Here is a 13,331-nt window from a genome sequence, read left to right as displayed (position 1 = left end):
CGAGCGCGTGGACAAGGTCGTGGCGAGTGCGGCCGAGGCGGTGACCGACATCCCCAGCGGGGCGACGCTGTCGGTGGGCGGCTTCGGGTTGTGCGGCATCCCCTCGGTGCTGATCGAGGCGGTGCTGGACTCGGGGGTCGCCGAGCTCGAGGCGGTGTCGAACAACTGCGGCGTGGACGACTGGGGCCTGGGCCGGCTGCTGATGGCCAAGCGGCTGCGCCGGATGATCTCTTCCTACGTGGGGGAGAACAAGGAGTTTGCGCGGCAGTACCTCTCCGGTGAGCTCGAGGTCGAGCTGACCCCGCAGGGCACGCTGGCGGAGCGGATGCGCGCGGGCGGGTCGGGCATCCCGGCGTTCTTCACCGCCACCGGTGTCGGCACCCAGGTCGCCGAGGGCGGGCTGCCGTGGAAGTACGACGCCGACGGCAACGTGGTGGTCGCCTCCCCGGCGAAGCAGACGCAGACGTTCGAGACCGCGGAGGGGGAGAAGGAGTTCGTCCTCGAGCACGCGATCGTGGCGGACTTCGGCCTGGTGCGCGCCTGGAAGGGCGACCGGCACGGCAACCTCGTCTACCGAGACTCCGCGCGCAACTTCAACCCGCTGGCCGCGATGTGCGGGCGGGTGACGATCGCGGAGGTCGAGGAGCTGGTGGAGCCCGGCGAGCTGGACCCCAACGAGATCCACACCCCGGGGGTGTTCGTGCAGCGCGTGGTCGCGCTGACCCCCGAGCAGGCGGCGGACAAGCGGATCGAGAAGCGGACCGTGCGTCCGAAGGAGGGCAACTGACATGGCCGACCAGAAGGGGTGGACGCGCGAGGAGATGGCCGCCCGGGCCGCCTCCGAGCTGCACGACGGGTCCTACGTCAACCTCGGGATCGGGCTGCCGACGCTGGTGCCGAACTACGTCGGTGACGACGTGGAGCTGGTGCTGCAGTCGGAGAACGGCATCCTCGGCGTGGGTGCCTACCCGGTCGAGGGCGAGGAGGACCCCGACCTGATCAACGCCGGCAAGGAGACCGTCACGCTGCGTCGCGGTGCGTCGTTCTTCGACTCCGCGACGTCGTTCGGGATGATCCGCGGCGGCAAGATCGACGCCGCGATCCTGGGGGCCATGCAGGTGTCGAAGGGCGGTGACATCGCCAACTGGATGATCCCCGGCAAGATGGTCAAGGGCATGGGCGGCGCGATGGACCTCGTCCACGGCGCCAAGCGCGTGATCGTGCTGATGGAGCACGTCGCCAAGGACGGGTCGTACAAGATCGTCGAGGAGTGCTCGCTGCCCTACACCGGCCGCGGCGTCGTGGAGCGGATCATCACCGACCTGTGCGTCATCGACGTCACCCCCGAGGGCCTGAAGCTGGTCGAGCTCGCGCCGGGCGTGACCGAGGACGAGGTCCGCGAGAAGACCGAGCCGGATCTCCTGGTCGGCTGAGTCCCTGGCCGGGCCTGGCCGTTCAGGCCCGGCCGGTCCGGGCGGCGGTGACCGTCGCCAGCGCGCCCACGACGGCGGCCAGGACGAAGACCGACACGAACGCGTCGCCACCCGCGCGGGTGGCCGCACCGAAGGCGACGCCCGAGGCCGACAGCGCGAGCGCACCCCCGAGCGAGTCGGCGATCGAGAGCGCCGAGGAGTTGAAGCCGCGGTCGCCGTCGCTCGACGCCGCCAGCATCGCCACGCCGGTGCGCGGGTAGCCGAAGCCCATGCCCGCGCCGGCGAGGACGTAGGCCCCCACGGCCAGCACGGGCGCCGCGTGGGCGGCGACCACCACGGTCAGTGCGACCGTGCCGACGAGCACCAGACCGCTGCCCCAGCGCATGGCCGCGGTGTTGCTGACCCGCTCGCCCAGGCGCGACTGCACCTGGCTGGCCGCGGCCCAGGTCACGCCGACGCCGGTGAGGGCCAGTCCCGCGGTGCCCGGGGTCCAGCCCCACCGCTCCTGGAGCACGAAGACGATGTAGGCCTCGGCGCAGAAGAACGACGCGCTCATCAGCCCGCGCGTGCCGATGACCGACGGCAGCCCCCGCCGGGCCGTCAGGGCGCCTGCCGGGAGCAGTCGACGCAGGGCCAGCCCGACCAGTGCCAGGGCGGCCACGGCCAGCAGCACGACCGGTCCCTGACGGGAGCCGAGCAGCTCGAGGCCCAGCACCGCGACGGCGCCCACGCAGGCCCAGGCGAACCGGGACCGCGGCGCCGTAGCGCCCGCGGGCCGGGGCGTGAGTCGGCGCAGCGACGGCGACACGAGGGCCGCCGCGGCCGCCACCAGGACGACGGCGCCCAGGAACACCCACCGCCAGCCGACCGTGTGCGCGACCCACGCGGCGAGCGCCGGCCCGAACAGCGACGGCAGCACCCAGGCGGCCGCGAAGCTGGCGAAGACCGCCGGCTGCAGCAGGGGCGGGAAGACCAGCCCGACCAGCACGTAGAGCACCACGGTGAGTGCGCCACCGCCCAGACCCTGGAGGACCCGGCCGGCGACCAGCACCTCCATCGAGGGCGCCGAGCCGCAGACGACGAGCCCGAGCGCGAACAGCGCGAGCGCGGCCGCCAGCGGGACGGCCGGACCCCGTCGGTCGCTCCACCCGCCTGCGGCGACCATGCCGACCACGGCGCTGGCCAGCGGCGCGGCGAAGGACAGCGCGAACAGACCGACGCCGTCGAGGTCCTCGGCCACGGTCGGCATCACCGTCGTCACCGCGACCGCCTCGAACGCCACGAAGGCGCAGAGCGCGAACATGCCGACGGTCGTGGCGGCGTACGTCGGGGAGAGCAGCCGCGGTCGCGGCTGACGAGGCGGAGCTGTCACGGGCACGAGAGGACGCTAGGACTTCAACCGCGGTCGAGGTCAACTGGATTCGGTCGCCCCCTCGTGGTTCCCTTTCCCGACCTCTCGCTGCCCTGGGTCGCGGTCGCCTTCGGCATGGTGTGGCTGGGGGTGGTCCGGTTCATCTGGGGCTCTGCGCCGTGCTGTTCGTCGTGCTCGCGGTCAACGAGCTGCGCGGGGTGCTGTCGCCCGACGTCTCGTTCCTGTGAGGCGAGGGCGGTGAGTAGGGTGCCGACCATGACCAAGTGGGAATACCTGACGGCGCCGATCCTGACGCACGCAGCGAAGCAGATCCTCGACAACTTCGGCGCCGACGGGTGGGAGCTCGTCCAGATCGCACCCGGGATGAACCCCGAGAACCTCGTCGGCTACTTCAAGCGTCCGGTCGAGGCATGAGCACCCCGGAGGAGCGCCTCGCCGAGCTCGGCCTGGCGGTGCCCGAGGTGGCCAAGCCGGTGGCGGTCTACGTCCCGGCCGTGCGCAGCGGCAACCACGTCTTCACCTCCGGCCAGCTGCCGATGCGCTCGGGCGAGCTGATGCTCACCGGCAAGGTGGGTGGCGAGGTCAGCCAGGACGAGGCCGTCGAGTGCGCCCAGCAGTGCGCGCTCAACGCGATCGCGGCGGTCAAGGCGGAGATCGGCGACCTGTCGCTGGTGAAGCGGGTCGTCAAGGTGGTGGCGTTCGTGGCCTCCACGCCCGACTTCACCGGCCAGCCGCTGGTCGCCAACGGCGCCTCGGAGCTGCTCGGCAAGGCCTTCGGTGACGCGGGCGTCCACGCCCGGTCGGCGGTCGGTGTTCCGGTGCTGCCCCTGGACTCCCCGGTCGAGGTCGAGATCGTCGTCGAGGTCTGATGCTCCGCATCCCGCTGCCGCCGCAGCTCGTCGAGCAGGCGAAGGAGTACGCCGCCGGCACGCGCACGCCGGCCGAGCCGCGCAACGCCGCGACCGTCGTGCTCCTGCGCCCCGCGTCGCCCGACTCACCGGCGGGGGGTCCGTCGGTCTACCTGCTGCGCCGGCAGACGTCGATGGCGTTCGCGGGAGGCATGTGCGTCTTCCCGGGCGGTGGCGTCGACCGGCGTGACTTCGACGCCACCGTCGCCTGGCACGGCCCCTCGCCGGCCGACTGGGCCCACCGGCTCGGCACCGACGAGGAGACCGCACGCGCCCTGGTGTGCGCGGCGGTGCGGGAGACCTTCGAGGAGTCGGGCGTGCTGCTGGCCGGGCCGTCGCCCGAGACCGTCATCGCCGACACCACCGGCGAGGACTGGGAGGCCGACCGGGTGGCGCTCGAGGGGCGCGAGCTGGCGTTCACCGAGTTCCTGGCGCGGCGCGGGCTGGTGCTGCGCTCGGACCTGCTCGGCGTCTGGTCGGGCTGGTTGACGCCGGTCTTCGAGCCGCGCCGCTACCGCACCTGGTTCTTCGTGGCGGCCATGCCCGAGGGGCAGCGGACCCGCGACGTGTCGACGGAGTCGTCGTCCGTGCACTGGACGCCGGCGATGTCGGCGGTCGAGGCGGTGGACGCCGAGGAGATGCTGATGCTGCCGCCGACGTACCTCACCTGCCTCGAGATCGCGCAGTACGCCGCTCCCGGCGACGTCCTCGCGGCGGCCGAGGGCCGGCGGGTCGAGATGTTCACGCCCGAGGTCGAGGGGGAGGGCGACGCGGCCACGCTGTCGATGCCGGAGTCCCTGCGGCCGCTGGTCGAGGAGCGGCAGGGCTCGTGACCGGGAGCGGGTGGGCGGGAGGCTCCTTCGGTGAGCGGGCCCGGTGCGTCCTCGCTCCCAACGCGAACATGATGACGCTCGACGGCACCAACACCTGGGTGCTGCGCGAGCCGGGGGCCCGACGCTCGGTGGTCGTCGACCCGGGGCCGTCGATCCTCGCGCACCTCGACGCGGTGGCGGCCCGGGCAGGCGAGGTCGGCGTCGTGCTGCTCACCCACCACCACGCGGACCACTCCGAGGCCGCAAAGGAGTTCGCCGAGCGGGTGGGCTGCGGCGTACGCGCGCTGGACCCGGAGTACCGCCTCGGCTCGGAGGGCCTCTCCGACGGTGACGTGGTCGAGGTCGACGGCCTGGAGGTGCGGGTCGTCGGCACTCCCGGCCACACCGCCGACTCGCTGTCGTTCCTGCTGCCCGCCGAGGGCGCCGTGCTGACCGGCGACACGGTCCTGGGCCGCGGCACCACCGTGGTCGCCCACCCGGACGGGCAGCTCGGGGCCTACCTCGACTCGTTGGACCGCCTGCACGCGCTGGCCTCGGCCCACGAGGTGTCCCGGATCTGGCCCGGCCACGGCCCGGTCATCGACGACGCCCTGGGGGCCCTCGACTTCTACATCGCCCACCGGCGCGATCGGCTGGCCCAGGTCGAGGCCGCCGTGATCGAGCTGTCGGGGGAGCCCACCCTCGCGCGGGCACTGCCCCACGTGGACCTCGAGGCGGGCACCGGCTCCTCCCTGACCCCTCGCGCCGTCGTCGAGCACGTGTACGCCGATGTCGACCCGGTCCTGTGGGGCGCCGCTGAGCTCTCGGTCCGGGCCCAGCTCGCCTACCTCGCCACTCGTTGAGCTGGGCCCAGCTCGACACCGAATCCGGCCCAGCTCAACGGTGGGGGCGGCGGCGGAGCCACCACCACGCGGTCGCGAGCAGCGCGAGGGCACCGGCGGAGGCGAGCCCGATCGTGAGCGCGAGCCGCTCGTCCGACCAGGGCCAGTCCGGCTCGGGGCGGTCGACGGTCGGCCGGGCCAGGGTCATCAGGTCGACCGCGACGCTGAGGGAGTCGGGGACGGCGGGGTCGACGCGACCGACGATGCGATAGGTCGAGGTCGGGCCGCGCTCCGGGGTCGTGACCACGATCTGCCGTTCCGGGGAGCTGTCGTCGGCCGCGGCCCGCGGCGTCACCAGCGCCACCAGCAGACCGTCGTCGACCCAGCCGAGCGGCCGGCTGTCGGCGCCCTCCGGATACAGGTCGGCGAGGTAGCGGTGCGTCACCACCCGGCCGGTCGCGAGGCCGACCGACGTGATCCCCGGGGACTCGAAGGTGCTGCCCACCGCGACGAGCCCGCCCGAGGGCCGCACCGCCGCTCCCGAGACCGGCTGGGGCCCGCGCACCCGGACGCTGCCGAGCCCGCGGCCGTCCCAGGACGACACCCGCCCGTTCCTCAGCAGGCTGACGACGCCGTCGTCGTCCACGGTCGTGACGACCTCCGCATTGCCCGACGGGATGTCCTCGGACCTGGTCGCCCCGGGAGCGATCCGCCCCGTGGCGGTGCCGTGGTAGGTCGAGGAGGTCCCCGTCCAGTACGTCGCGACCCGGCCCTGCCAGACCAGCCACGCGCTGCCGGGGGACCAGGCCAGGGTGTCGACCATGACCCCGCGGCCGCCGGTGAGCGGGATGGTCCGCACGTCGCCGGTCGCGAGGTCGACGACGCGGACACCGCTCGGCATGGGTGTCGCGTCGGAGTCCGGCACGGGACCGGACCAGGCGTAGGCGAGCCGACGGCCGTCGGGTGACAGGGCCAGGCCGACCGTGCTGCCGCGGCTCAGGACCGCGTTGCCGAGGAAGCCCGGCAGGTCGAGCAGGTGGTAGGAGCCGTCGTCGGCGCCGATCACGACGGGCAGGCCGCCCTGGGTGACGAAGGCGGCGGCGCCGCGGCCGACGGCGAGGTCGGTCTCGACCCGGTCGCTGGACCAGGAGCCGTTCGGGTCCTGCATGGTGAGGCGCTCGGGCACGTTCCAGATGTGCCCGGGCACCGCCGGGGCCGAGCCGGCGGCGACGGGTGTCGACCGGTCGAGCCGGGGGAGCAGCGCGACGCCGGCGACCAGGGCGAGCACGGCCGCGGCAGCGGCGACGACCAGCGTCCGGTCGCGGACCCGCGCGCGACGGGCCCTCGCCCAGGTGTCTGCGGGCACGTCGGCGACCGGGGCCTGCTCGGCGACCCTGGCCAGCGCGTCCCGGAGCTGCCCGGTCACGACGGCTCCCCGATCAGCTCGGCCAGCTCCGGCGCCAGGACGCGCAGCCGGCCCAGGGCCTGCCGGGTGATCGACTTGACGGTGCCGGAGCCGATCCCGAGCACCTCGGCGGCCTGCACCTCGGTGAGGTCCTCGAAGTACCGAAGCACCAGCACGGTGCGCTGCCGGGTCGTCAGCCGGCCCAGGGCCTCCTCGAGGGTCAGCCGCAGGTCGGTGTCCGCCGACGCCGAGGGGGCGTCGTACGACGCGAGGGAGGTCTCGTGGACGTGTCGCCGTGATCGCCACCAGGAGACGTTCTGGGTGTACAGGATGCGGCGGACGTAGGCCTCGGGGGAGTCCTGGATGCGATGCCAGGACCGGGCCGCCTTGAACAGTGCCGTCTGCACGAGGTCCTCCGCGAGGTGGGCGTCCCCGGTGAGGAGGTACGCCGTGCGCGACAGGGCATGAGTGCGTGCAACGACGAACGCGTGGAACTCGTCCTCTGCTGAGCTTGCTGGCACCCGGGCCCCCTTTCACCTCGTACGACGCACAGGTCGTGGGCTCCGGGGGTCACCCGGGTGCAGAAATCTTCGTCAGCGGGCGCGGCGGGAGAGCCGCTCGACGTCCATGATCACGACCGAGCGCGGCTCGAGCCGCAGCCAGCCGCGGGAGGCGAAGTCGGCCAGCGCCTTGTTCACGGTCTCGCGGGAGGCGCCGACCAGCTGGGCCAGCTCCTCCTGGGTGAGGTCGTGGTGGACGTGCACGCCGTCGTCGGCGGTGCGGCCGAAGCGGTCGGCGAGGTCGAGCAGCGCCTTGGCGACACGACCGGGCACGTCGGAGAACACCAGGTCGGCCACGACGTCGTTGGCCTTGCGCAGCCGGCCGGCGAGCTGGGCCAGCAGGCCACGGGCGACGACCGGACGACCCTCGAGCCAGCGCAGCAGGTCCTCGTGGGAGAGGGAGGCGAACGAGGCGTCGGTGACCGCGGTGACCGTCGCCGAGCGCGGGCCGGGGTCGAAGAGCGAGAGCTCGCCGAACATCTGCCCCGGGCCGAGGATCGCGAGAAGGTTCTCGCGGCCGTCGGAAGAAGTGCGGCCGAGCTTCACCTTGCCGTCGAGCACGACGTAGAGCTTGTCGCCGGAGTCGCCCTCGTGGAACAGCACGTCGCCCCGTCGCAGCCGGCTCTCGGTCATCGACGACCTCAGCGCGGTGGCCGCCTCGTCGTCGAGAGCGCTGAACAGCGGCGCCTGACGAAGTACGTCGTTGTCCACGAAACCTCCTGGTGACCTCACCCGCCCCACACGGGCGGCCGCGACGATCCTAGCCAGTGCAATTGGTCACAGGAACAACCGGCACCGGGAAGTCGCGATCGGGGCACTGTCGGCGAGGCGCCGTACGCTGGGGCGCGTGCTCGATGCGGAAACCCCCACCGGCCTGGTCCGGCGTGCCCGGAAGATCGACCGGGTCCTCGCCGAGACCTACCCCGACGCGCGCTGCGAGCTCGACTTCGACAACCCCTTCGAGCTGCTCGTCGTGACCGTGCTGTCGGCCCAGACGACCGACAAGCGGGTCAACGCGGTGCGCCCGACGCTCTTCGCGGCGTACCCCGACGCCCCCACGATGGCCGCGGCCGAGCGCGACAAGCTCGAGCAGATCGTCGGGCCGCTGGGCTTCTTCCGGGCCAAGACCGAGTCGCTGCTCAAGCTGAGCCAGGCGCTGGTCGAGCGGTACGACGGCCAGGTGCCGGCTCGGCTCGCGGACCTCGTGACGCTGCCCGGCGTGGGCCGCAAGACCGCCAACGTCGTGCTCGGCAACGCCTTCGGTGTCCCCGGCATCACCGTGGACACCCACTTCGGCCGGCTGGCCCGCCGCTTCGGCTGGACCGACGAGACCGACCCCGTGAAGGTCGAGCACGCCATCGGCGCGCTGTTCCCGAAGCGCGACTGGACGATGCTCAGCCACCACCTGATCTGGCACGGCCGCCGCGTCTGCCACTCCCGCAACCCCGCCTGCGGCGCCTGCCCGGTGGCCCGCTGGTGCCCGTCGTACGGCGAGGGGCCCACCGATCCCGAGGCGGCTGCGAAGCTGGTCCGGACCGAGGGCAGAGCGTGAGGCCGTCCCTTGTTGCCGCGCTGGCCACCGCGGTGCTGGTGCTGGGCGCCTGCGGCACCGACCCCGTGCCTGCCCCGGGTCCGGCCAAGATCGACGTCGACACCCAGCAGCTGCGCCAGGCCAAGAAGGAGGCCGGTGTGGAGCCCTGCCGGGCCGCCGACGCGGCGCCGGTCGACGGCGGCCTGCCCGACGTGACCCTGCCCTGCTTCGGCGGCGGCGAGGACGTCACCCTGTCGGGCCTGCGCGGGCCGCTCGTGGTGAACCTCTGGGCCTCCTGGTGCGGACCCTGCCGCAAGGAGATGCCCGTGCTCCAGCAGTTCCACGAGAAGTACGGCGACCGCGTCGGTGTCCTCGGCGTCGACTTCCAGGACCCGCAGGCGTCGGGCGCCATGGACCTGGTCCGCACGTCCGGCGTGACCTACCCGCTGCTGGCCGACCCGCAGGGTGAGCTCCAGGGCAACGCCCCGTTCCCGGCCCGGATGGGGCTGCCCCTGTTCGCCTTCGTCGACGAGTCCGGACACGTCGAGCTGGCCGCCGGCGGCGTGGACTCGGTCGACGAGCTGGTCGACCTGGTCGACGAGCACCTGGGGGTGCAGCTGTGAGCGCCACGCCCGAGCTGCCCGACTGGCTGCGCCCGGTGGAGGCGGGCGCGCGGTCCATCACCGTGCACGACCTGACCCGGTTCATGCCGCCGGAGGACTCCGACGCCCGGCTCGGGGCGGTGCTGATGCTCTTCGGGGAGGGACCCGGCGGGCCCGACCTGCTGCTGACCGAGCGCGCCCACCACATGCGCTCGCACCCCGGGCAGGTCTCCTTCCCGGGCGGCAAGCTCGACCCCGGTGAGACACCCCGGGAGGCGGCGCTGCGCGAGGCGTGGGAGGAGACCGGGCTGGACCCCGCGGGGGTGACGGTCTTCGCGGAGCTGCCCGAGCTGTGGCTGCCGCCGAGCAACTTCGCGGTCACCCCCGTCCTCGGCTGGTGGCACGAACCGACCCCGGTGGCGGTCGTCGACCCCGACGAGGTCCACGAGGTCTACCGGGTGCCGATCAGCGAGCTGGTCGCCCCGGAGCACCGGATCGCCGTACGCCACCCCTCCGGCTGGGTCGGACCCGGCTTCCTGATCGGCGAGGAGAAGGACGTCATCCTCTGGGGGTTCACCGCCGGCATCATCGCCCGCCTCTTCGAGTTCCTGGGCTGGACGATCGACGTGGACGACCCGCCGATGCGTGACCTGCCGGACTACATGCTGCAGGGTGAACCCGTCCCGCGTGACGTGCAGCCCAACACCAGATTCGAGGAACGCCGGTGAACATGCTCGACTGGCTGCTGGTGGTGCTGGTCCTGGCCTACGCCCTCTCGGGCTACTGGCAGGGCTTCGTCACCGGTGCCTTCGCCACCGCCGGCCTGCTGCTGGGCGGGCTGTTCGGCGTGTGGCTGGCACCCGTCGCCCTCGGCGACGCCAAGTCGTCGCTGCTGGTGTCGCTCGGTGCGCTGTTCATCGTGATCCTCTCGGCCTCGCTGGGCCAGGCGATCCTGCAGTTCCTCGGTGCCAAGATCCGCGACCGGATCACCTGGCAGCCGATCCGCGCCATCGACGCGGTCGGCGGGGCGGCGCTCAGCGCCGCGGCCGTGCTGCTCGTCGCCTGGGCCCTCGGGGTCGCGATCTCGGGCACCCGCATCGGTTCGATCACGACGATGGTGCGCAGCTCGACCGTGCTCGGCAAGGTCGACGGCGTGCTGCCGGCGTCGGCGGGCGGCGTGCTGCAGGCGTTCAACAACGTGGTCGGCACCAGCTTCTTCCCGCGCTACCTCGAGCCCTTCGCGCCCGAGCGGATCGTCGAGGTCGGGCCCGGGCCGAAGCGGCTGCTCAAGGACCCCGACGTGGTCGACGCGGCCAGCAGCGTCCTCAAGGTGCGCGGCACCAACGACTGCGGCCGTGGCGTCGAGGGGTCGGGCTTCGTCTACGCGCCCGACCGGGTGATGACCAACGCGCACGTGGTGGCCGGCGTCGACTCGCCCGACGTGTTGATCGGCGACAGCTCGGTGCCCGCGGAGGTCGTCTACTACAACCCCGACATCGACGTGGCCGTGCTCGCGACGGACACCGGCACGGCTCCGGTCCTCGACTTCGACACCGGCGGCACGGCCCGCGAGGGCGTCGCGATCCTCGGCTACCCCGAGGACGGCCCGTACGACGTGCAGCCGGGCCGCATCCGCGCCGAGCAGCGCCTGCGGTCGCCCAACATCTACGGCGACGGCGCAGTGATCCGCCAGGTGTTCTCGCTGCGCGGTCTGGTCCGGCCCGGCAACTCCGGTGGACCGATCGTGTCGTCGGCCGGCGACGTCGTGGGCCTGGTCTTCGCGGCGTCGGTGACCGACCCGGACACCGGCTACGCGCTCACGACCGAGCAGGTGCAGCGCAGCGCCGAGCTCGGCCGGGCCAGCAGCGGCGAGGTGTCGACCGGCGACTGCGCCGGTTGATCAGGCCTGGCCCTTGAGGGCGCGGGGGATCTCCTTGCCCTGGGCGATCGCCTTCTCCGGCGCCCGCACCTGCTTGACCTTGCGCACGCCGACGTAGACGAGCACCCCGGCGAGCAGCAGGTAGAACGCGAAGACGATCAGGAACGCCCACTGCAGCGCGAGACCGTGGCCGTTCCAGTTGATCAGGTAGGCGATCGCGACGGAGAGCATGATCACCGCGAGGACGGCGAGGAAACCTGCGGCGGCGAAGAGGCCGATGCCGGTGCCGCCCGCCTTGACGCTCACCTTCAGCTCGGACTTGGCGAGCGCGATCTCCTTGGAGATCAGGCTGGAGATGTCCCGGCTGGCGTCGGTGACGAGCTTGCCGATGGTCGGCTCGTCCTCGGTGGGAGCAGCGGCCTTGACCGGTTCGGTTGCCATGCGGTGTTCCCCCTGCGGATGGGCTCGTGGGCTGGGCTCGGTGCTGACCCTACAGAAGGAGGCGTGGGAGCCGCGCCGTCAGGCCGTTCCCTCGTCCCCCCGCTGGTAGACGTCGGGGATCCCGTCCGCGTCGTCGTCGCGCTCCTCGAGCTCGCAGATGCGCCGGTAGACCCGGTTGCGGGCGCGCAGCACGACGGTCGCCAGCAGCGTCGCGACCAGCGAGCCGAGGAGCACACCGACCTTGACGTGGTCGTCGCGCGCCGAGCCGGAGCCGAAGGCGAGCTCGCCGATCAGCAGCGAGACGGTGAACCCGATGCCGGCGAGCATGGCCATCCCGAGCACGTCGACCCACGACAGCTCGTCGTCGAGGTCGGCCCGGGTGAACGTCGCGAGCAGCCACGTCGAGCCGGCGATGCCGATGGTCTTGCCGACCACCAGACCGGCGACGATCCCGAGCGCGACGGGGTCCTGCAGGGCGGTGCGCAGGCCGTCGAGACCACCGATGGTGACCCCTGCGGCGAAGAACGCGAACACCGGCACCGCGAAGCCCGCCGAGACCGGGCGCACCAGGTGCTCGAGGTGCTCGGCGAGCCCGGTCCCGTCCGACCCGTCCCGGCGGCGGACCGGCACCGTGAAGCCGAGAACCACGCCGGCCACCGTCGCGTGCACCCCGGACTCGTGGACCAGCGCCCAGGCCACGACCGCGAGGGGGATCAGCAGCCAGCCCCGGTAGAACCGACGCTGGACGAGAACGGCGAACACCGCGATCGGCACCACCGCGAGGGCGAGCCAGGCCAGGTGCAGCTGGTCGGTGTAGAAGATCGCGATGATCGTGATCGCGAGCAGGTCGTCGACCACGGCGAGGGTGAGCAGGAAGGTGCGCAGGCCCACCGGGAGGTGGGTGCTGATCACCGCGAGGATCGCCACCGCGAAGGCGATGTCGGTCGCGGTGGGGATCGCCCAGCCGGACAGGTCGCCGTCGCCGCCGAGGTTGACCGCGGCGAAGACCACCGCCGGCAGCGCCATCCCTCCCACCGCGGCCACCACCGGCAAGGCGGCCCGGCGGGTGTCGCGCAGGTCCCCGGCCACGAACTCGCGCTTGAGCTCCAGCCCGGCCACGAAGAAGAAGATCGCCAGCAGCCCGTCGGCGGCCCAGGTCCCGAGGCTGAGGTGGAGGTCGAGCGCCTCGGGCCCGACCCGGAGGTCCCGCAGCGCCTGGTAGGCGTCGGACCACGGCGTGTTCGCCCACACGATCGCGACCAGCGCACCCGCGATGAGCAGCATGCCGCCGGTCGTCTCCGCCCGGAGGATCTCCGCCACCCGCGAGCTCTCGAGGAACGACCCCCGCGTGAAGAGCCGCTGCGTACGACGGGGCTGTGGGCCCGGCGAGCGGTCGGGAGGGGCGGGGGGCGGGGGCGTGGTCACGGTGCTCCAGGGGTCGACGGCATGGTGCCGACCAGACTTCCCGGCGCTCCTGCGGTCAGCCTACCCAACCCCGAGTCGGCGCTCCTTGACACACCGAGCACGCCGAGTCGGCGCTCGTCGA

General features: G+C 72.9%; 16 protein-coding genes. 10 read left to right on the top strand and 6 right to left on the bottom strand.

Translation table 11 applies throughout. From position 1 onward, the window contains the following. Positions 1-7: 7 nt before the first annotated feature. On the top strand, positions 8-787 hold the full coding sequence (locus ACZ43H_RS17955; RefSeq protein ID WP_464585157.1) for a CoA transferase subunit A: 780 nt from the start codon (positions 8-10) through the stop codon (positions 785-787). A gap of 1 nt (position 788) precedes the next feature. Next, on the top strand, positions 789-1,433 hold the full coding sequence (locus ACZ43H_RS17950; protein ID WP_464585155.1) for a CoA transferase subunit B: 645 nt from the start codon (positions 789-791) through the stop codon (positions 1,431-1,433). Positions 1,434-1,455: 22 nt separating this feature from the next. Here ACZ43H_RS17950 and ACZ43H_RS17945 read toward each other — a convergent pair whose 3' ends face one another. After that, positions 1,456-2,811: an MFS transporter gene (locus ACZ43H_RS17945; protein WP_464585153.1), complete on the bottom strand. Its 1,356-nt coding sequence runs from the start codon at positions 2,809-2,811 to the stop codon at positions 1,456-1,458. Between the two features lie 249 nt (positions 2,812-3,060). Here ACZ43H_RS17945 and ACZ43H_RS17940 point away from each other — a divergent pair, with 249 nt between their 5' ends. The 4 genes from ACZ43H_RS17940 to ACZ43H_RS17925 all read left to right on the top strand — a co-directional run bounded on the left by ACZ43H_RS17940 (position 3,061) and on the right by ACZ43H_RS17925 (position 5,388). Continuing rightward, positions 3,061-3,219, top strand: a complete 159-nt coding sequence (locus tag ACZ43H_RS17940; RefSeq protein ID WP_165236972.1) for a DUF4177 domain-containing protein — start codon at positions 3,061-3,063, stop codon at positions 3,217-3,219. Beyond that, on the top strand, positions 3,216-3,674 hold the full coding sequence (locus ACZ43H_RS17935) for a RidA family protein (RefSeq protein WP_464585151.1): 459 nt from the start codon (positions 3,216-3,218) through the stop codon (positions 3,672-3,674). Before ACZ43H_RS17940 ends, ACZ43H_RS17935 begins: the two co-directional genes overlap by 4 nt. After that, entirely contained in the window at positions 3,674-4,546 is an 873-nt protein-coding gene (locus ACZ43H_RS17930) for an NUDIX hydrolase (protein ID WP_464585149.1), read from the top strand. Before ACZ43H_RS17935 ends, ACZ43H_RS17930 begins: the two co-directional genes overlap by 1 nt. Positions 4,547-4,614: 68 nt before the next feature. Beyond that, a complete protein-coding gene (locus tag ACZ43H_RS17925) occupies positions 4,615-5,388 on the top strand; it encodes an MBL fold metallo-hydrolase (protein ID WP_464590864.1) in 774 nt (257 codons plus the stop codon). Positions 5,389-5,422: 34 nt separating this feature from the next. Here ACZ43H_RS17925 and ACZ43H_RS17920 read toward each other — a convergent pair whose 3' ends face one another. The 3 genes from ACZ43H_RS17920 to ACZ43H_RS17910 form a co-directional block, all read right to left on the bottom strand. Next, entirely contained in the window at positions 5,423-6,793 is a 1,371-nt protein-coding gene (locus ACZ43H_RS17920; protein ID WP_464585147.1) for a hypothetical protein, read from the bottom strand. Further along, entirely contained in the window at positions 6,790-7,293 is a 504-nt protein-coding gene (locus ACZ43H_RS17915; RefSeq protein WP_464585145.1) for a SigE family RNA polymerase sigma factor, read from the bottom strand. Before ACZ43H_RS17915 ends, ACZ43H_RS17920 begins: the two co-directional genes overlap by 4 nt. 72 nt (positions 7,294-7,365) lie before the next feature. Beyond that, positions 7,366-8,043, bottom strand: a complete 678-nt coding sequence (locus tag ACZ43H_RS17910; RefSeq protein ID WP_246355054.1) for a Crp/Fnr family transcriptional regulator — start codon at positions 8,041-8,043, stop codon at positions 7,366-7,368. A gap of 136 nt (positions 8,044-8,179) precedes the next feature. Here ACZ43H_RS17910 and nth point away from each other — a divergent pair, with 136 nt between their 5' ends. From nth to ACZ43H_RS17890, 4 genes are read left to right on the top strand one after another with little or no spacing between them, the layout of a single operon-like run. After that, positions 8,180-8,884 (top strand): endonuclease III, encoded by a 705-nt coding sequence (nth, locus tag ACZ43H_RS17905; protein WP_464585142.1) that lies wholly within the window; start codon positions 8,180-8,182, stop codon positions 8,882-8,884. After that, a complete protein-coding gene (locus ACZ43H_RS17900; protein ID WP_464585140.1) occupies positions 8,881-9,486 on the top strand; it encodes a TlpA family protein disulfide reductase in 606 nt (201 codons plus the stop codon). Before nth ends, ACZ43H_RS17900 begins: the two co-directional genes overlap by 4 nt. After that, positions 9,483-10,193 (top strand): NUDIX hydrolase, encoded by a 711-nt coding sequence (locus ACZ43H_RS17895; RefSeq protein ID WP_464585138.1) that lies wholly within the window; start codon positions 9,483-9,485, stop codon positions 10,191-10,193. Before ACZ43H_RS17900 ends, ACZ43H_RS17895 begins: the two co-directional genes overlap by 4 nt. Positions 10,194-10,195: 2 nt before the next feature. Beyond that, the gene (locus ACZ43H_RS17890; RefSeq protein WP_464590862.1) at positions 10,196-11,365 is read left to right on the top strand and encodes a MarP family serine protease; all 1,170 of its coding nucleotides are present in this window, start codon (positions 10,196-10,198) and stop codon (positions 11,363-11,365) included. Here ACZ43H_RS17890 and ACZ43H_RS17885 read toward each other — a convergent pair whose 3' ends face one another. Together ACZ43H_RS17885 and nhaA are read right to left on the bottom strand one after the other, a co-directional pair. Then, the gene (locus ACZ43H_RS17885) at positions 11,366-11,785 is read right to left on the bottom strand and encodes a phage holin family protein (protein ID WP_464585136.1); all 420 of its coding nucleotides are present in this window, start codon (positions 11,783-11,785) and stop codon (positions 11,366-11,368) included. 78 nt (positions 11,786-11,863) lie between these two features. Next, positions 11,864-13,105: a Na+/H+ antiporter NhaA gene (gene nhaA, locus ACZ43H_RS17880; protein WP_464585134.1), complete on the bottom strand. Its 1,242-nt coding sequence runs from the start codon at positions 13,103-13,105 to the stop codon at positions 11,864-11,866. Positions 13,106-13,331 lie beyond the last annotated feature (226 nt).

It is taken from the genome of Nocardioides sp. DN36 (assembly GCF_055380375.1).
The sequence above is the reverse complement of the archived record's forward strand: the minus strand, read 5'-3'. Positions and strand labels throughout refer to the sequence as shown.